Below are 20,190 nucleotides of genomic sequence, written 5' to 3' on the forward strand. Positions count from 1 at the left end.
GAATCATACAATGTAATTGTACGGTTTTAAACTAAGAAGTGTCAAGGTTTCTGACACATTAATTCAATATTTGAGTCTCCTCTTTTACACTATTTCCACTATAATTATTGTTGTCACTTATATTATAAAGCTTATATAGCAAAATATTTGTCATATTATATTTTAAAATTCATATATTAATGTAAAAAAATAAGCGCATATTTTTACATATACGCTTATTTTATAGTAAATATTTAATTAATTTTAGATAACACTATTCATCTTCAAGAAGCGTAGTTTGTTTTTCACTTTCGTCTTCTTTAACATCACCATCGATAATGCCTAGAGCTTCACGCAATCTACGATTAATATCTTCTTTGATTTCAGGGTTTTCTTTCAGATATAATTTAACATTTTCTTTACCTTGTCCCATACGATCTCCATTGTATGAATACCAAGCACCTGATTTATCTACAATTTCATTTTCAACACCTAAGTCAATAAGTTCTCCTTCTTTAGAGATACCTTTACCATACATCATATCCACTTCTGCAACTCTGAATGGCGGTGCTACTTTATTTTTAACAACTTTAATTTTCGTTCTATTACCAACAATATCTTGGCCTTGTTTTAATTGTTCAGCACGACGTACTTCTAAACGTACAGAACTATAGAATTTCAATGCACGTCCACCCGGTGTTACTTCAGGATTACCGAACATCACGCCTACTTTTTCGCGAATTTGGTTAATAAATACTGCTGTTGTTTTTGATTTAGAAATAGCGCCTGAAAGTTTACGCAATGCTTGTGACATTAAACGCGCTTGTAAACCAACATGTGTATCTCCCATTTCACCTTCAATTTCAGCTTTTGGAGTTAACGCAGCAACGGAGTCAACAACTACGATGTCAACAGCACCACTTCTAACGAATGCTTCGGCAATTTCCAATCCTTGTTCCCCATGGTCAGGTTGAGATAAATATAGATTTTGAATATCTACACCTAAAGCTTCTGCATAGACAGGATCTAACGCATGTTCAGCATCAATAAACGCCGCAATCCCACCAGTTTTTTGTACTTCTGCAATAGCATGTAATGCTACTGTAGTTTTACCAGAACTTTCTGGTCCATATATTTCTATAATTCTTCCTTTAGGGTAGCCACCTACACCTAAAGCATTATCCAAAGTAACTGAACCACTTGAAACGCTAGACACTCTTTGGGCTTTATTATCGCCTAATTTCATAACTGCGCCTTTACCAAATGATTTTTCCATATTTTTAATTACTGTATCTAAAGCTTTTTGACGATCGTTATCCAATGTTGGACCTCCTAATTGAGATTAATCTCTGTAAAATATCTTAATCCTACTATACCTTGATTTAAATAATTCTGCAAGCGTTTTGCGAATATTTGTTCGCTTATATAGAGGGAAGTTACAACAAAAACAGAACACACGTACTATGTTTTTAAATTTTTGTAGACTTTAAATGCTTATTTAAACCAATTTAGTAATCGTATTAGTACAAAATTTTGAGTTCTGCTTTTTATTGAATTTCTTCTTTGCGTCATTTTAAAGGACTGAATTCCAAGTCTCTCATTTTCTAAAATGCCTAAATAAATTGTATCCTTATGCTTCATTATTGAAATACCAACTTCTGTTTGATACAAATCTTTAACGATATTGGCAGAGACAGAAAGTTGAGTTTCAATTGTATCACGTTCATCTATAAATTGTGTATGATGTGGTAACATTCCTTGAAGCAATTGTGATGTATTAAAATTCTGCAGTCTGGAATATAATTCTCCATCTGTAACAGCATCATATATAGCAAATGATTGGCGTATTTGACCCATCAAAGATTGTTCCAGTAATATATCATCAGAACCATAATAATATTCACCAATACGTGATAAAATTTCTGCTTTAATAGGAGCGATAAGTTGCTCGCATTCACGTTGCGTATCTCCATTTGCCGTTAATCTAATATTAACTTCGTGCGTTCCAGCCAATGGCGCAATCGTAGGATTTGTTTGTCCATCTATTAAATCCATTAATACTGTTTCTACTTTAGATTCGCCGATGCCTGCAAAACGCAATAATTCTGAGAATATAGTACTTTCATCATTGAAAAAGAATGGCAAAAGTTCGTTTTTAGCCATAGGTTGCATTTCTCTTGGTGGCCCTGGTAACAATACAATACGTCTTTCATCTTGATTTACTAACATACCTGGCGCCATGCCGACTTTATTTTCTAATACATGTGAACCTTCTATAACTAACGCTTGTTGGCGGTTATTTGGAGTCATTTCAATATTCTGTTCTTCGAAGAATTGTTCAATGTAATTCAAAGCATGTTTATCAATTACTAATTCTCGACCTAATACCTTAGCAACCGTATGTTTCGTTAAGTCATCTTTAGTTGGACCTAAACCACCTGTTAGTATAACAGTATCATAATGATTAAATGATGCTTTTATGACTCTTTCTAATCGTTCTGGATTATCACCGATTACAGTATGCTCTACCACACTGTGACCTACACCATTTAGCAATTTTGATAAATATTGACCATTGGTATTAGCTATTTGCCCCAACAATAATTCTGAGCCCACCGCAATGATAGATATCTTCACAACTTCTCCTCCTCAACACTAAGTTACATAATTTACTTTAGTCTATACTTTTTACTCACTTAAAAGCGAGCGAAAAAATGTTTTACGATAAACTTAATTATAAATCTTAATTCCTTAAAAAACTAAAGATTAGATTTTTATGTCTTTTTAAAAACTTCGTAAATCTTAACAAATCAATTTTTATGTTATTTGATAAAATAACATAAAAACAGCCCAAATTTTATCGCTTTGGACTGTTTTGCTATATCATAGTACTTAATTTTATTGATAAGTATGGGAGTAGTAAATGTATTGGAACTAACCTCAATTATTTTGCTTTAAATACATCTCTACCTTTATAGAAGTATTCAATTCCAGATAACACTGTGAAGAATACACCGATGTATAACAGCACTTGTCCTAATTCAAAACCAATCCAAGTTGCTAAAGGATCACCTAGGAGAATCCAAACAATAGCAACCATCGTAACAGCAGTTTTAATCTTACCTAATTGCCCTGCAGCACTTACAAAACCTTGCTCAATTTGTAATAAACGTAATCCTGTTACAGCGAACTCACGTGCAATGATAATAATCGCAACGATTGAATTTGTTAAATCAATTTGCACAAGTGCGATTAAAGCACTTGAAACGAGTAATTTATCAGCTAATGGGTCCAAGAATTTCCCCATATTTGTTACAAGCTCCCATTTTCTTGCTAAATAGCCATCAACAAAATCACTTAACGACGCGATAATAAAAATAACACCACTAATTAATAATTCAATTCTAATTTCATTACCACCGATAAATGAAATGTTGCCAAATCCAAAATCTATCAGTGCAAATAGAAGAAATATTGGAATTAGTATAACTCTAAAAACAGTTATCCAATTCGGTATATTCATAAAAAGTCCTCTTTTCTTTTTTATAACTTAATCGTTGCTATATATTAACCGATTATAATACTAAAACAGCTAAAATCCATAATAGTGCTGAAATGATAATAACAACACTTACTATAACAGCTACTTGCAGCGGCTCTTTATTCTTACTACGATATGTCGGCTTATTTTCTTTAGAAAAAGCTTCAATCGTCTCTTGCATGCTTTCGTCATTATTTGGAATTTCGTCTCTATGTGCTTTAATTAACTGTACAGAATCAATATTAACGGCTTTTGCATATTTTTTAATAAAACCTTCTGCATAATCAACCTTATTTAATGATTCAAAATCGTTATTTTCTATCAAAGTCAAAGTTTGACGTTTTATCTGTGTGCGTGTTTCTAATTCATTTAAAGTCATACCTAAACGTTCTCGACGTCCCTTTAAAGTTTGACCAACTGTGTTCACGATGTTAGTCCTCCTTGATAACTACTCATTTTTTTATTCAAAGAAACCAAAACCGCCACCAAATTCATCGTTACCAAAATCTAAGTTGTTTTTACTTTTAACAGTTTGTTTCTTCATTTCTTCGTAATGAATTTCTTGGTTCTTATTTTCTCTTAATTCAATAATATAATCGAAATCGCTCATCTCATAGTCACTTGTTTCAACAAACAAGTCAGGATGTTCAACCACCTTGATTGAAGGCAAACTCATAACTTCTTCTACTAATTCTTGGTGTTTTACATTAGATTCTCTTGCTGTTACTGCTCCGTCAATGATATAAACATGATTAGTATCGTACTCACCTTTAATTAATGAGCTACGCACTGTTTGTTTGATTAATGTAGAACTGATGAACAACCAACGTTTATGCGCACAGACACTGCCAGCAACAATAGATTCTGTCTTTCCTACCCTAGGCATACCCCTAATTCCTATTAGCTTATGACCTTCTTCTTTAAATAATTCTGCCATAAAATCAACGAGCAAACCTAAGTCTTCTCTTTCAAAACGAAATGTCTTTTTATCATCGGCATCTTGCTCTATGTACCTGCCATGTCTCACTGCCAATCGATCACGAAGTTCAGGTTTACGTAATTTAGTAATAGAAATATCATCAATTTCAGTGACAATATTTTCAAATCTACTTACTTTTTCTAAGTTATCAGACTTAATGAGTAAACCTCTACGACCTTCATCAACACCATTGATTGTTACAATATTGATGCCCATCATACCTAACAAACTAGATACATCGCCCAATAAACCTGATCTGTTCAACGTTATCTCATATTCTAAATACCATTCTTTTTTAGTAGCTACTGTCATGAAATAAACACCCCTTAGTTTAAAAACAACGGTTATTTTATAATAGATTGGTGCTCAAGAAACATCTATTAACATCACTTTTTTAAATCCTGTGATTTATTGTATTGTTATTATATCATTGAATGTTTCATAGTTGGCTTATTTTTTTACACAATATTAAAATTTATAAATACCATGCTCCGTTTACTTTTTGTATCGTTCCAGTAATACTCTTAGCTAATGGGTGGCATAAATAACTACACGTATGTGCAACCTCTTCAGGTGCAATCAATCTTTGTTGTGGCAGTTCTTTTGTTATCTCGCTAAGTTCATCTGCTGTCCAAACTTGAGTCATGTTTCCACTGACAAACCCGGGTGCGATAGCATTAACCGTGACATTCGTCATAGCTAACTCTTGGCTAAGCGCTTTAACAAAACTAATTTGAGCACCTTTCATAGCTGAATAAACAGTCTCCATACTGGCGCCAGTTTCACCCCATATAGATGAGATAACGATGATTCTACCATTTGTACTTTGTCTTAATTGATCTGCAAAATATCTACTTGTTCTTATAAATTGACGCACATGTATTTGATAACTCGAATCGATCATTTCGTCTGTCATATCCTGTAGTTGTCCATATAAAGCTGAACCACTAGCATAAATTAAACAATCCAAATTTTTTATGAAAGCAAAAGCTTTGTCTAATTCATTACACTGAGTTAAATCACATTTTACAAATTGTACTGACTTCTGTTCATAGTGTTTTGTTAGAGTTTCTATGTTTGATTTATTATAGTGTACGATGACTTCATACCCATCCGTTAATAAACGATCGACAATTGCAGAACCTATTGTACCAGATCCACCCATGACCAAAGCTTTCATTTTATTTCATCTCCAAACGACTATCTACAACTTGCGTTAGATTTAAACATGTATTTGCTGTTTCGTTCACGCTATCTAAAGTGATACTCTCAACAATGTCTAATAAGTCGAATAAACTTACGCCTTCAAAATAAAGTTTTGTGTATTGGTTAGCAATATACTCTGGTGAATTTAAACCTGAGATAAATTCTCCAATAAATTGTTTTTTTAATAAGTTAAAGGCCTCTGCATCACTTAGTTTACCTTGTGTGTTTTCTAATTCCTCTAATAATAGTGCTTTCAATTTATCAGGATATTGCGTTGCACTCGTGATAACTGAAAAGCTATAGGTTGGTTCTAAAACAAATTGATAACCAAATGTTTCATCTATTAAATCTTGATTGAGCAACGTTTGATAAAAATCTGTCTCTTCACCAAACACCATTTCATAAAATAGTGTCATTTCTAAATCACGTTTAACATAGGCTTCGTTAGGTTCATTTTTTAAAGTTTCGTTTTTAAAACCAAGCATTAACCTTGGGGATTGAAGTTTCATAGATTCTGTTACATTGAATTCATTAACTTCACTTTTTTCATTTAAAGCATCTCTGACAATTTGTGGTTGATTCACTTTATCTCTTTTATCTTCGTGCTCAGCAATGACTTCATAAATGTGCTCTGCATCTACATCACCTACAACAAATAACACCATGTTCGATGGATGATAGAATGTTTCGTAACATAGATATAAGTCATCTTTAGTTATTTCATAAATGCTTTCAACACTGCCTGCAATATCTACACGAATCGGATGTATTTCATACATAGCCTTTAATGTATTGAACATTAATTTATAACCAGGTTGTTCTTGATACATTTTAATTTCTTCTTCAATGATTCCTTTTTCTTTATCAACCGTCTCTTTAGTAAAATAAGGCGTTTCTACCATTGTTAATAAGCGTTTGATATTGCGGTCTACATTGTCAGTAGCACTGAATAGATAGCTTGTTCGATCAAAGCTCGTAAATGCGTTAACTTGAGCATTGTCTTCTGCAAAAGCAGTAAATAAGTCTTCTTCTTCATTTTCAAATAATTTATGTTCTAAAAAGTGTGCCACGCCATCTGGAACTGTGACATATGTATCACTACCATGTGGTTTAAATTTATTATCTAATGAACCAAATTGTGTTGTATAAGTTACGAAGGTTTTTTGAAATCCTTTTTTCGGAATAATAAATAACTTGAGACCATTATTTAACTCCGCTTCATAAACTTTTTCGTCTATTTGTTTATAATATTTTTCATTCATCAGTCATTACCTCCTTTCGTCAAAATGTAAATCGTATCTAATATTGTTTCTTGTGCTAATTGCTGAATATCTGTTCTAGATACATTTTGTATACCTTCAATAAAACTAGTTTCTGACATATCTTCTTCAAGTAATATATTATTATTTAATATTTCAATAATACTTTTCGGTCTATCATGAGATTCTTGACGTTGTGAAATAATCACTTTTTTCGCTAGCTCTAATTTATCGTCATCAAACTCACCATGTTGAAATTTTTCAAATTCAGCTATTATTGTATCTTTAGCTATTTCATATTTATCTGCTGAAACGCCACTAAGTACAAACATAAAACCATTTTTAGCATCCATTTGAGAGTGTATCGAATAAGCTAAACTTTGCTTCTCACGTACTTCATTAAATAATACAGAGGAAGGATCTCCACCAAACATGACATTTAACACGACCATAGCAAAGTATTGTGAATCTCCATATTGTGCTGGGAATTTATATCCCATATTTAGTTTGGCTTGATCCACTATATCTGTTTCAATAATTTCTTGTGGTAAATGATGTGATTTTGGCTTCGGCACTGCATGTGATAATTCAAATTGAAAAGGTTTAAGATCAAAATATGATTGAATTTGTGATTTCACTGCTTGCTCATCTACGTTACCTACTACATAAACCGCGCAGTAGTCATCTTTTAGCATAGATTGATATGTATGATATAAATTTTTAGGTGTTATGCCTGATATGTATTCTACTTGCCCTGACGCTATATGGCGATAAGGTTGGTCTCCAAACATATTTTTCAGTAAGTTTAAAAATGCAATTTGTGATTTATTATCAACTATAGCATCTAATTTTTTTGTTAATAACGATTTTTCTTGTGCAACAAAAGTTTCATCAAATTCACCATCTGTAATTAACGGGTTCCAAATCATTTCTTTTAGTAGATCCAAACCCTTTTCAAATAATGGTGTTTGATCTTTTAAATAACGTTCATTTACGATTTCTAAAGATATTGTAATTACATGCTTGTCTTTGAATTTCGAAATAAAACTGTTAACGTATGCACCATATAATTGTGATAAGTGTTGGTTAAATGCTTTATCCGTTGGCCATTGTTTTGTCGCACGAATGAGTACTTTGCTCAATAGTGAACGTGCTGTCATTGTTTCGCTATCTAATGGCGCCATAAATTTCAATGTGATTGTGGTTGTTTTAAATTTTGTTGTTGGCATTACTTTTATATGCAAGTCATTTTGCTGTTTATCTATTTTCAAATTGTCATGCCTCGCTTTCATAATTTTGTTTTTATATTCTATTTCTAACCGTTTTAAATTTTACTAAACTACTTTTGAAATAATTAAAAGAATAAAGTATTGGATTATCATCATTATCATAATGTATTAATTTCAAAAGCATGAGCCCTTCATGCGGTGATGCATCTAGCACATCCGAGATATGAGGTTCATAACTTATGGCCTCAATTTCTGTATTTGCATAGGCAACTTTTTTATTAGCATAAGCTTCAATCGCATTTAATAAAGATTCATCACTGTTTTGATACTGGGCACACGTTAAATCATCAGCAGGCACTTTATCTAAACAATATACTACTGGTTGTCGATCTGCCAGTCTCACACGCTCTATAATGGTCACAGAAGCTTTATTAGGAATATTTAATCTTAATGCATCCAATGAAGTAGCCGGTTTTTCATCTAAGCTTATAAATTCTGTTCTAGCGTTAAAGCCTTGTTGCTCTATCATTTGACTAATACTTACAAGTTCACCTAAAGGATAGAAGAATGGGTGCAGTGATTTAACACTCGCACCTTCCTCTAAATTATTAGATAATACTTGCTCTGTAATCAATTCATCCACAGCATCGTAAACGTCATCTGTTTTAACATTTAGTGTTCTAGCCACTGCTAAATTACTTGGCAATGACTCTCCAGGACTCAATTTACCTTCTTTAATTTGTTGAATCATCCACTCTTTAACTTTATACACAGAAGTAAGTTCCATATTTACACCTCATCACTATCTAAATCCACAAGTATCTGTCTAGGTTTGCTACCTTTTTGTGGTCCAATAACTTGATTCCGTTCTAAATCATCCATCAATCTTGAAGCTCGATTATAGCCAATTCTAAACTGTCTTTGTAACAAGGATGTACTTGCTTTTTGTTGTTCAATTATAAATATATATGCTTCATCATAAAGTGAATCTTCACTCTTCATTTCTGATTTTTCAACTGGTGCATCTGGTTCCATTTCTTTAACATAGTTCGCTTTTTGTTGTTCAACAACATAATTAACAATATCTTGTACCTCTTGATCGCTTAAAAATGCACCTTGCACACGTGTTCTCGTAGAACCACCATTTGCAACATATAACATATCACCTTTACCTAGTAACTTGTCTGCACCGCCACTATCTATAATCGTTCTAGAGTCAATTTGTGAACTCACAGCGAAAGCGATTCTTGATGGAATATTATTTTTGATTATACCAGTTATAACATCTACAGATGGGCGTTGCGTTGCAATAATTAAATGAATACCTGCTGCACGTGCCATTTGAGTAATACGTTGGATTGCATTTTCCACATCTTTACCTGCAACCATCATTAGATCTGCTAATTCATCAACAATCACCACTATATACGGTAACTCAGATTTTTTCTCTTCTAGTTCCTTATTTTGTCGTTTAATTGCTTCGTTGTAGCCTTCAATGTTTCTAGTTGAAGAATGTTGGAATAGATCGTAACGTCTTTCCATTTCAGCAACTACTTTTTCTAGTGCTTGTGATGCTTTATGTGGATTTGTCACAACAGGTATAAGCAAATGAGGTATACCATTATATACATTCAACTCTACCATTTTTGGATCAATTAACATAAGTTTTACTTCATGTGGCTTAGCATTAAGTAAAATACTTGTAATAATACCGTTAATACAAACTGACTTACCACTACCAGTTGAACCTGCTACGAGTAAGTGAGGCATTTTATTTAATTCAACTGTAATTGGATCACCCGAAATGTCTCTACCTAATCCAACTTCTAATTTGTTTTTAGCAGGAAACTTCTCATCTAATACTTCTTTTAATGAAACAAGCGAGACCTTGTCATTCGGCACTTCTATACCGACAGCTGAACGTCCAGGTATTGGCGCTTCTATACGGATATCTTTCGCAGCAAGTGCTAAAGCAATATCATTATGTAAATTAACGATTTTACTTACTTTCACACCTTGCGCAGGTTGTATTTCATATTGCGTGACTGCTGGACCAATTTTTATTTGAGTCACCCTTGCATTCACACCAAAGTTTTTGAGTGTTGTTTCTAGTAACTGTCCCTTTTTTTGTACTTCTGTCTTAGATGTAGCTTTTTGCTTGGCAGGTTGATTAAGCAAAGAAAGCGGCGGTATTGTATATGCTTCGTTTTCAACTTCACCTGCTTCAGATATGGAATTTGCACCATCTTCATCTAATGGTTGTTCAGATTCATCTATCAACTGATCTAATGAAGCTTGCTCCTCTTTAGAACTTTGTTGTGATGATATTTGTCCATTGGCGTCTTCTTGATTTAGATTACGTTGGCTACGTTTATATTTTTTATTTTCTGTAAGTTGAGCGCTATCATCATCGTTATCACCATGTCCATATATAGGTATGGATTGTTGCTGTTCTGCAGTTAAATTTGAAACTTCAGGTAAATCACTTACATCTTTAACTTCATTATTGGCTTTATCCTGAGTAGCAGCTTGTTGTGCTTGTAATTCAGCTTTTTTCTCTGCTTTCACACGCGCTTTAGCATCTTTCTTAATTCTATTTTGTTTTCTTTTTTCTTTTAAGTTTACTGAAGCATCTTGACCTTTAACTTTCATCTTTTCAAATACGATTTTCGACACATCACGATGACTTTGTTTTAAAAGTAAAATTGCACTTGAAGCCATCAATAAAATTGTCACAATAATAATACCAATAATAGAAATTAAAGGCGTGAATAAAGTTAATAAGTAATATCCTATTAATCCTCCACCAAAATCAGGAAAGTTTGTCTGTTCATAAGCCTTATAGACAAATGACAATACTGGTTCCCGTTGAGCTTGTGCATTATTAGTAAAGTAAAAAAAGATTTGCGTCACCAATAGTAGTGCTAATTGTAATATAAAAGCACCAACTGTACGTCTTGTCTTTGGTAAAGCTTTATAATAAGTAATAAATATTGTACCTATAAATAGTAATATATAAGTTAAGTAACGGCTATTACCAAATAAATAATTCAAGAAACTATCTATCATTGTTCCAATAATACCAAGCTGAAACGCGCCTAGTACAATTAATACAAAGATGATAATAGCAAAAACATATCTTATAGGACTGTCGCTTTGTTTTTTCTTTTTATTTGTTGTTTTCTTTCTTGTATTTGTTGGTTTTCTCTTAGTTGTAGTTCTCTTTTTTGTTTGTGCCACGTTCCACACCTACTTTTCTAGCTCTGATTTCAATTTCATTTTAATTATATACCCATTGATTCTTATGTGAATCACTTTTATTTATCGTAAATAATATGTATTTAGCTTTTATTATATAAGTATGATTGTATAATAAAAGTTTATTTGTATTCTATAATAACACAAAAGAGGTAAGACAATATTCGCTTTGAGTGGATTTAAAGGTTGCTTGCATGTCATATTTAAGATATAACAATCAACTGCAATCTACTTTTAAATATGTTTACCTAAGCGTTTGTCTTAACCTCTTTGTTTAGTATGGAAACTATTAAATTTCAGAAATAACTGGAATGATCATTGGACGACGTTTCGTGTTTTCAAATAATAATTTGCTAATTTGATCACGCATACTTTGTTTGATTTCAGACCATTCAATTCGTTTCTCTTGTAGTCCTAGTTCAACGATTTCACGTACTTTTTCTTCAGCTTCATTTAATAAAGCTTCACTTTCTCTAACATAAACGAAACCTCTAGATTGAATTTCTGGTCCGGCTGCAATTCGTCTATTTTTCGGATCAAGTGTTACGACCGCAATAAAGATACCATCTTCTGCTAATAAATGACGATCTCTCAGAACGATATTTCCTACGTCTCCAACACCTATACCATCGATAAGTACATTACCAAAATTTACTTTTTCATTTAAAATCATTTCGTCACCATCATAGTTAACGACATCACCTTTTTCCACAAGGAAGATTTTCTCAGGTTGTACACCTGATTCATTCGCTAATTTTGCATGAGCAATTTGCATTTTAAACTCACCATTTACTGGTATAAAGTATTCTGGTTTCATAATATTAATCATCATCTTCAATTCTTCCATGCAACCATGACTTGAAGTGTGTATTTTTTTACTACTAGGTAAGATTTCTGCACCAGCACGCGCTAATTCATTTAGCGTGTTACCAACGATAACTTCCATACTTGCAGAAGCAGTAATTGCTAGGAAAACAGAATCCCCTTGTTCAATATTCATTATTTTATGTTTCTTTTGAGCCATTTGACTTAATGCTTCTACTGGTTCACCTTGCATACCAGTTGCAATAATAATAACTTCATTTTTAGGATAATTTTCAACTTCATTAATTGGAATTAATAAGTCCTTAGAAATATCAAAATAGCCCATCTTTCTAGCAATATTAAATGAACTCTCTAATGAACGGCCTAGGAAAGAAACTTTTCTATTCAACCTCTGAGCCAAATTCAATACTTGCTGAATGCGGATAAAGTTCGATGCGTAACAAGAAACAATCAATCTGCCTTTTACTTTAGTAAATGCATCATACATATGTGATTCAATTACATTTTCTGGTGTATTATAACCTGTTTTTTCTGCCTCAGTCGAATCACTGATAAGCGCAAACACACCCGCTTCACCTATTTCAGTCATTTTTTTCAAGTCTGGTGCGTAATGACCTTGTAGACTTTGATCAAATTTAAATTCGCCTGTATAAACGATAGCACCATATGATGTATGAATACATACGCCTAAACTGTCTGGAATACTATGCGTTGTATTGAAAAATGTAATGTTTACTCCTTTAAAACGCATAACTGATTCATTATTCACTGTATAATATCTTACTTTTTTATTAACATTACGTGCTTTCATATTTTCTTTAATTAACGCAATTGTCAGTTTAGAACCATACACAGGCGCATCTACTTGTTCTAATACATATGTGACAGCTCCGATAGCGTGTTCGTGCCCGTGCGTTAAAAATATACCTTTTAATTTATCTTTATTCTCAATCACATATTGAATGTCAGGAATTACAATGTCAACACCTAGCATTTCATCTTCTGGGAACATCAGTCCTGCATCTAACATAAACATTTCATCGTCTACTTCAACGACATACATATTTTTCGCAATTTCTCCAACTCCGCCAAGTGGAATTATACGAATATTTTTATTTTTTTTCTTTATTAAACTCAAAATGTTACCTCCTATTTAAATTCCCGTCCATATATAAACTCATAGTATATTATAAGTTAAAATAGGCTTTATGTACACTATTAAAGTAATTACTATAAATAGTTCGGGATTGATATCAATAAATAAACAATTACTTATAAATCTTCAATATTTTCATATTCACGCTTTTACTACAATAGACACTATGAATTTACCAAAAATTAAACTTTAGTCTTATAAACTTATGTATTCCATTATTCATGGAATGATTCTAACTACTATTTGCATTGGAATTAAATAAAAAAAGAAACCAGTATACTCTAATATGAAAACCGATTAAAATAGAACAGGAAACATTCTATCGTAACGCGATTCATATCATTTACTAGTTTCTAATAAAATTCGATTTTTTATTTTATATTAATTTGATAAAAGTACTTTATGAGACGCATTCACGCGACCTTGTTTATCAATTTCTGTTACTTTTATTTTAAATGTATCTCCAATTTTCAATACATCTTCTACTTTATCAATACGTTCATTTGCAATTTGTGAAATATGAACTAAAGCATCTTTACCAGGGAATAATTCAACAAATGCACCGTATTTTTCGATACGTTTTACTTTGCCTTCATATACTTGGCCAACTTCAGCTTCACGTGTAATGTCTTCTATGATACTACGCGCTTCGGCGATTGCATCTTTATCAACAGCACCTATAAAGATTGTACCATCTTGTTCAATATCAAGTTTCACACCTGTTTGATCAATGATTTCATTGATTTTCTTACCACCAGGACCAATAACATCTCTGATTTTTTCAGGTTTGATTGTCATCGTAACGACTTTAGGTGCAAATGCACTTAACTCACTGCGTGTTGTATCAATTGTTTGTAACATATGATCTAAAATAGCTAAACGACCTTCTCGTGCTTGATCTAAAGCTTCTCTAATAATCTCTTTTGTTAGACCATCAATTTTAATATCCATTTGTATTGCAGTGATGCCTTCAGGCGTACCTGCTACTTTAAAGTCCATGTCACCTAAAGCATCTTCCATACCTTGAATATCCGTTAAAATAGTATAACTATCATCACGTGTTACTAATCCCATAGCAATACCTGCTACTGGAGCTTTAATAGGAACACCTGCATCCATTAGAGCTAACGTAGAACCACAAATTGACGCTTGTGAAGATGAACCATTTGATTCTAATACTTCACTCACAATTCTTACAGTATAAGGGAAATCTTTAGTATCTGGAATCACATGACTCAATGCACGTTCACCTAAAGCACCGTGTCCAATTTCACGACGTCCTGGTGAACGAACTGGACCTGTCTCACCAACTGAATAATTAGGGAAATTGTAATGGTGCATGAAACGTTTTTGTTGTTCCTCACCAAGACCATCAAGAATTTGATATTCACTCATTGAACCTAATGTTAACACAGATAGTGCTTGTGTTTGACCTCGTGTAAACAAACCAGAACCATGTACTCGTGGCAAGACGCCAACTTCTGATTCTAGTGGACGAATTTCATTTGATTTACGGCCATCAGGTCTGATTTTTTCTTCAGCGATTAATCTTCTTACTTCTTCTTTTACTAAACTATTTAAAATGCCATGAACATCTTTAATTAGTTCAGCATTATTAGCATCTTCTTCATCAATAAATTCTGCAACGACTTTTTCTTTTAATGTGTCAAGATTGATATCACGTTGTTGTTTGTCAAACGTTAATACAGCTTCTTTTAAACCATTGGCTTCAGTAAGCTGTTTCACTTTGTCTTCAAGCTTTTCGTCTTGTTCAACGGGTGTGAATGGTTTTTTCACTGGTTGGATGTGATCAACAATTTCTTGCTGGAAATTAACTAAACGTTGTATTTCATTATGACCAAAGAAGATTCCCTCAAGCATTTCACTTTCAGTAATTTCACTTGCCCCTGCTTCAACCATGTTTACAGCATCTTTGTGTCCAGCTACTTCTAAGTCAAGACGCGACACTTCTTTCTGTGCAACAGTTGGGTTAATCACGTATTCACCATCAACATAACCTACGTTTACACCAGCAATTGGCCCTTGGAATGGAATGTCCGAGACACTAAGTGCCATAGATGAACCTATCATTGCTGCCATTTCTGGAGAACAGTCAGGATCAGCACTTAATACGGTATTCATGATTTGTACATCATGCTTATATCCTTTAGGGAAAAGTGGACGAATTGGTCTGTCGATTAAGCGCGCAGTTAATGTTGCTTCGTCACTTGGACGTCCCTCACGTTTTTTAAACCCACCAGGAATTTTACCTGCTGCATACATTTTTTCTTCATAATTTACCATTAATGGGAAAAAGTCAACATCGCGTGGTTCTTTTGAAGCTACTGCAGTAGATAATACTACTGTATCACCATAACGAACTAACACAGCACCGTTAGCTTGTTTAGCAAGTTGCCCTGTTTCAATCGTTAATGATCTATTTGCCCATTCAGTTTTAAAAACTTTTTTCTCTTGAGACATTACGAATCTCCTCTCATATATCTATTAGTTATATCATATCATTTCTCAGAAAAATTTTATATTAGTATATTACTTTTTAAATAATATGCTTTCTAGATTATAAAAAAGGGAAAGGACCCTAAAGGTTCTTTCCCTATCAATATCCATATTAAAATTAACGACGGATACCTAATGATTTAATTAATTCGCGGTAACGTTGTACATCTTTGTCACGTAAATAGTTAAGTAAATGTCTACGACGACCTACCATTTTTAATAGTCCACGACGTGAATGGTGATCTTTCTTGTGTTGACGTAAATGTTCGTTTAATGTAGTGATTTCTTCAGTTAACACAGCGATTTGTACTTCTGGTGACCCAGTATCCGCTTCGTGTGTACGATATTCTTTAATTAGTTCATTTTTACGTTCTTGTGAAATTGCCATAGTCAATTTCCTCCTTTTATTTTTATGCGCCTTTAACCGAGCGAACCGTTGGAGACTCGGACTGCCAAGATAAAGGTGCCTTAAATGTGTAAAACACATTCGACTTAAATATTATATGATATTTCGTCCCCAAAATCAACCGATAATAAGTATTTTGCTTTTTCTTTATCTTTATTCATTTGTTCTACTAAAGGATCTATCCCATCAAATTTAATTTCTGGTCTTAAATAATGATGCCAAAATACAGTGACACGCTCGCCGTAAATATTTTCGTTAAAATCAAATAAATTCACTTCTATAACTACTTGTGCTTTAGAAGGATCATGAAATGTAGGTTTTACACCCACATTGGCCACGCCTCTATAAACTTTTTTATTTGCCCCGATTTCCATACTGACTGCGTAAACACCATTTTTAGGCAATACATAATCACCACTAGGTTGAACGTTTGCTGTTGGAAATCCAATTGTTCTGCCACGTTTTTCACCTTGTACTACTGTTCCTTTAATGCGGTAGAGATAGTCTAATTCTTCATTAGCCTTTTGCAAGTCGCCTGTTTTAAGCGATTTTCTAATTTCAGTAGTGGAAATTTTTTCGGATTCTATTTCTTGTTTACTTACAACTGTCGTATTAAATTCAGTCATTTCATTTAATATCATCATATTACCTTTTCCAAATTTACCAAATGTAAAATCAAAACCAGCTATTACTTCTTTTACATTATTTTTTATAATATATTCTTCTATAAAAGTTTCAGCGGGTACATTGGCAAATTTTGAAGAAAAGTTAATAACAATACAATAATCTATGCCATAAGACTCTAATATTTCAACTTTATCTTGTATTGGTGTTAAATAATCAGTACGTTTCCGTTCAGGATTTAGAACTACCGAAGGATGAGGATCAAACGTCATCACAGCTTTTTTTAAATTGGATGATTTTGCTTTTTGCTCTAGAGTATCAAATACTTTCGCATGTCCCTTATGCATGCCATCAAAAAAACCAAAAGCCATGGCAACGTCTTCCGTTATATATTGATCTTCTTGAATTGGATGAGCTACTTCTATCACTTTCATGCGTATTTCTCCTTTAGTTAAATACCTTCTTAGGCTTAATTTCGTCATTTTTTTCAGGATGTGGTGCATAAATTGCTAAGACTTTATTGTCTGTAACATCTACTAATGCCACTATCGTATCTATTGCTTCTGTGAATTCTTTTTTATAAAATTTTTGGCCGTTTAAAATTTTGCTTTTTACTATTTCATCTGAAATCAAAATTTGTTTTAAACCTTTTAACCCATATTCTATAGGAAATAGCTTTTCTTGTAACGTGTCATGCTCATGTAATTCTGCAACGTCATTGAGTGTGAGACTCTCCTCTAAATCAAACCCACCACTTTGGATTCTAGTTAATTTTGACATATGGGCTGGAAATGCTAAGGCTTTTCCAATATCTGTCGCTAAAGTTCTGATGTATGTTCCTTTGCCACATTCAACTAAAATATCGAAATGGCAACTTTCGTCTTCAAAGCGAAGTTCTGATGTGCGTTTAATTTGTATAATATTAACTTGTCGCTCTGGTCTTTCTACTTCTTCATTATTCCTTGCATATTCGTATAATTTTTTCCCATTCACTTTTACTGATGAGTACATCGGTGGTATTTGAGTAATCGTTCCTTCAAATTGATTCAATATTTGATCAATGTCCTGAGCTATAATTTCATCTTGAGCAATAGTTGTTTGCTCAAGGATTTCACCAGTTTGATCTTCAGTAGTTGTACTGCTTCCAAGTGTAACAGTCGCTTTATAAGATTTCCCCATATCCATGATGTAATCACTAACTTTTGTTGCACCACCAATACATATAGGTAAAACGCCTGATACTTCCGGGTCTAAAGTACCAGTATGTCCAACTTTTTTTGTTTTTAAAATTTTCCTCAATTTAAATACTACATCGTGGCTTGTTAAACCACGTTCTTTATACACAGGCAAAATACCATTATACATTTCCACGCCACCTTTAATGCTCTTTTTTTACATTACTTACATATTAACATGACTCAGCTTACTTTGTGTTATGTAAAAAAGCTGAAACATAAAATCTAAAAAGATTTTGTTCCAGCTTGTTATAATAATTAATCTTTTTTGTGTAAATCTTGAATCATTCTTTCAATTTTATTTCCGTAATCAATTGATTCATCATATTCAAAATTCAATTCAGGAATAATTCGTAATCTCATTCTTGAACCTAGTTCAGATTTAATAAAACCTTTTGCCTTTTCTAACCCTTTAAAAGTATCTTCTTTTTGTTTTTCATTACCTAATACTGTTAAATAGATTGTTGCAATTGATAAATCATTTGTTAATTGCACATCTGTAATCGTTAAAAATCCGATTCTTGGGTCTTTGACTTTGTTATTAGCGATATCCATAATTTCTTGCTTCATCTGTTCGCCAACACGTTCAGCTCTCATATTCATTATATTCACCTCACACGATTTATTTGTCCGGGAAATGTTTCCTTACTTAAAGATTATATGACAGTTCATTTCATAACGTCAAACAAATTTATTATTTCAGTAACTACTATTTTCAAAAGTTTTGTTCGAGTCCTGTACACTTTATATTGTACATTATTAACAAAAAATAAACATTTTATGACACATAGGCATTATTTTAATTCCTAACTGTTATGTTATGAAACATTTTTTCATTAATAGTCAATAAATCTATTTTAAATTTCTCAAGTGTTTAATATTATGCCCAACTGTTATTTTAAGTGGAATTTCTGACGTACAAATGCATTTCCTTTATCTATAAATATTTTTTATATAGTTTCACACATTATATAAACTATAATGTTATACTATAAGACAACTTAATAATTAATTTTATTTATTTTAGGAGTTGTAAATGATTGGAAAAACCAGAAAGACTTTTATATATTTATACCCGCTTTTTAAACGGAAAGAAACTCAATAAAGAAGAACTCGCCCAGCGACTAAATGTCAATGTTCGTTCCATACAGCGAGATTTTAGTGATATTAATAATTTTTTATACGAAGATAATGAATGGCATGGCCTTGATGGTGAAATAATATATGATAATAACTTTGAAAAACATTGTTTAAGAATCGACAGATATAAATTTAAAAATAATAGATTACTTAACTTGCTCTTTAGATTGAAAAATTTCACACCGATAATACATGAAGATACTTATAATCTCATTAGAGGGCTGAATGCAAACTCTAATCTTGCTGAAAAAATATTGTCTAACAAACTCTTAAGTCAGTTCAAAGTGACTCGTGAGATGAGCAAAACCACGTTAATTTTTAGACTCCAACTAGCAATTGAAAATAATAACTTTGTTGCAATACATATAAGTCATGATTTGACTATAAAAGTAATACCTATATATACTAGATATTTTTCAAACAAATATTGGTTTACTTATTTGTATCAAGGAAAGATACAAATATTAAATTTGTCATCAATTATAAATATCGATCAACTTGACGAAGTGTTTGATAAAGCTATTTTTTCAGATATTCAGGCTGTAAAAATACTTATTAAAGATCCTCTTTGGTCCGAAATACAAAGACAGTTCATTATTATTGACACAAGTAAAAGTGATTATGGAACTATCGCTAATATTATTATTTCAAAAAAAGAAAGCCTACAAATTGCATATGAATATCCACAGTATATTACAATCATAGAACCTCAATATTATGTAGATGAATTCAAAACACATATCCAGACTATATTTAAAAACTATGACATTTAAAATTAGCCTATACTCGCCTTAGATATCTTCTATGCTGAATATAGGCTTTTTTATAATTTATAT

At 32.4% G+C, this 20,190-nt stretch carries 16 protein-coding genes and 2 pseudogenes; 1 reads left to right on the forward strand and 17 read right to left on the reverse strand.

Translation table 11 applies throughout. The features are described 5' to 3' along the window. Nucleotides 1-253: 253 nt before the first annotated feature. The 17 genes and pseudogenes from recA to rbfA form a co-directional block, all read right to left on the reverse strand. Nucleotides 254-1,300, reverse strand: coding sequence for a recombinase RecA (gene recA, locus SOJ_RS09275; RefSeq protein ID WP_002507827.1), 1,047 nt, complete (start codon nucleotides 1,298-1,300; stop codon nucleotides 254-256). Nucleotides 1,301-1,473: 173 nt separating this feature from the next. Further along, the gene (locus SOJ_RS09280; protein ID WP_002507828.1) at nucleotides 1,474-2,616 is read right to left on the reverse strand and encodes a CinA family nicotinamide mononucleotide deamidase-related protein; all 1,143 of its coding nucleotides are present in this window, start codon (nucleotides 2,614-2,616) and stop codon (nucleotides 1,474-1,476) included. 307 nt (nucleotides 2,617-2,923) lie between these two features. Continuing rightward, nucleotides 2,924-3,502 carry a CDP-diacylglycerol--glycerol-3-phosphate 3-phosphatidyltransferase gene (pgsA, locus tag SOJ_RS09285; protein WP_002507829.1) on the reverse strand — a complete coding sequence of 193 codons (579 nt, stop codon included), beginning with the start codon at nucleotides 3,500-3,502 and terminating at the stop codon, nucleotides 2,924-2,926. 52 nt (nucleotides 3,503-3,554) lie between these two features. Next, nucleotides 3,555-3,947, reverse strand: a complete 393-nt coding sequence (locus tag SOJ_RS09290; RefSeq protein ID WP_002507830.1) for a helix-turn-helix domain-containing protein — start codon at nucleotides 3,945-3,947, stop codon at nucleotides 3,555-3,557. Between the two features lie 33 nt (nucleotides 3,948-3,980). Continuing rightward, nucleotides 3,981-4,811 carry a YmfK family protein gene (locus SOJ_RS09295; RefSeq protein ID WP_002507831.1) on the reverse strand — a complete coding sequence of 277 codons (831 nt, stop codon included), beginning with the start codon at nucleotides 4,809-4,811 and terminating at the stop codon, nucleotides 3,981-3,983. A 163-nt stretch (nucleotides 4,812-4,974) separates the two neighbouring features. Then, entirely contained in the window at nucleotides 4,975-5,679 is a 705-nt protein-coding gene (gene ymfI / locus SOJ_RS09300) for an elongation factor P 5-aminopentanone reductase (RefSeq protein WP_002507832.1), read from the reverse strand. 1 nt (nucleotide 5,680) lies between these two features. Beyond that, complete coding sequence (gene yfmH / locus SOJ_RS09305) at nucleotides 5,681-6,967, reverse strand: EF-P 5-aminopentanol modification-associated protein YfmH (protein WP_002507833.1); 1,287 nt, start codon at nucleotides 6,965-6,967, stop codon at nucleotides 5,681-5,683. Continuing rightward, entirely contained in the window at nucleotides 6,967-8,256 is a 1,290-nt protein-coding gene (gene yfmF, locus SOJ_RS09310) for an EF-P 5-aminopentanol modification-associated protein YfmF (protein ID WP_002507834.1), read from the reverse strand. The genes yfmH and yfmF overlap by 1 nt, the downstream gene beginning before the upstream one ends. Before the next feature lie 10 nt (nucleotides 8,257-8,266). Then, entirely contained in the window at nucleotides 8,267-8,980 is a 714-nt protein-coding gene (locus SOJ_RS09315; RefSeq protein WP_002507835.1) for a GntR family transcriptional regulator, read from the reverse strand. A gap of 2 nt (nucleotides 8,981-8,982) precedes the next feature. After that, nucleotides 8,983-10,428, reverse strand: a pseudogene (locus SOJ_RS14875) (DNA translocase FtsK); the annotation flags it as partial. 179 nt (nucleotides 10,429-10,607) lie between these two features. Then, nucleotides 10,608-11,433 (reverse strand): annotated as a pseudogene (locus SOJ_RS14880) (DNA translocase FtsK 4TM domain-containing protein); the annotation flags it as partial. A gap of 307 nt (nucleotides 11,434-11,740) precedes the next feature. Continuing rightward, a complete protein-coding gene (gene rnjB / locus SOJ_RS09325) occupies nucleotides 11,741-13,414 on the reverse strand; it encodes a ribonuclease J2 (protein WP_002507837.1) in 1,674 nt (557 codons plus the stop codon). Between the two features lie 399 nt (nucleotides 13,415-13,813). After that, nucleotides 13,814-15,913: a polyribonucleotide nucleotidyltransferase gene (gene pnp, locus SOJ_RS09330; protein ID WP_002507838.1), complete on the reverse strand. Its 2,100-nt coding sequence runs from the start codon at nucleotides 15,911-15,913 to the stop codon at nucleotides 13,814-13,816. Between the two features lie 154 nt (nucleotides 15,914-16,067). Next, a complete protein-coding gene (rpsO, locus tag SOJ_RS09335) occupies nucleotides 16,068-16,337 on the reverse strand; it encodes a 30S ribosomal protein S15 (RefSeq protein ID WP_002507839.1) in 270 nt (89 codons plus the stop codon). Nucleotides 16,338-16,441: 104 nt separating this feature from the next. Then, nucleotides 16,442-17,413 carry a riboflavin biosynthesis protein RibF gene (gene ribF / locus SOJ_RS09340; protein ID WP_002507840.1) on the reverse strand — a complete coding sequence of 324 codons (972 nt, stop codon included), beginning with the start codon at nucleotides 17,411-17,413 and terminating at the stop codon, nucleotides 16,442-16,444. Nucleotides 17,414-17,426: 13 nt separating this feature from the next. Then, complete coding sequence (truB, locus tag SOJ_RS09345; protein WP_002507841.1) at nucleotides 17,427-18,344, reverse strand: tRNA pseudouridine(55) synthase TruB; 918 nt, start codon at nucleotides 18,342-18,344, stop codon at nucleotides 17,427-17,429. Nucleotides 18,345-18,472: 128 nt separating this feature from the next. After that, entirely contained in the window at nucleotides 18,473-18,820 is a 348-nt protein-coding gene (rbfA, locus tag SOJ_RS09350; protein WP_031265894.1) for a 30S ribosome-binding factor RbfA, read from the reverse strand. A gap of 434 nt (nucleotides 18,821-19,254) precedes the next feature. Here rbfA and SOJ_RS09355 point away from each other — a divergent pair, with 434 nt between their 5' ends. Then, nucleotides 19,255-20,127 carry an HTH domain-containing protein gene (locus SOJ_RS09355; protein ID WP_002507843.1) on the forward strand — a complete coding sequence of 291 codons (873 nt, stop codon included), beginning with the start codon at nucleotides 19,255-19,257 and terminating at the stop codon, nucleotides 20,125-20,127. Nucleotides 20,128-20,190: the final 63 nt, after the last annotated feature.

Origin of the sequence: Staphylococcus sp. OJ82, from assembly GCF_000294465.1 — a bacterium.
GTDB classification, from domain to species: Bacteria; Bacillota; Bacilli; order Staphylococcales; family Staphylococcaceae; genus Staphylococcus; species Staphylococcus equorum.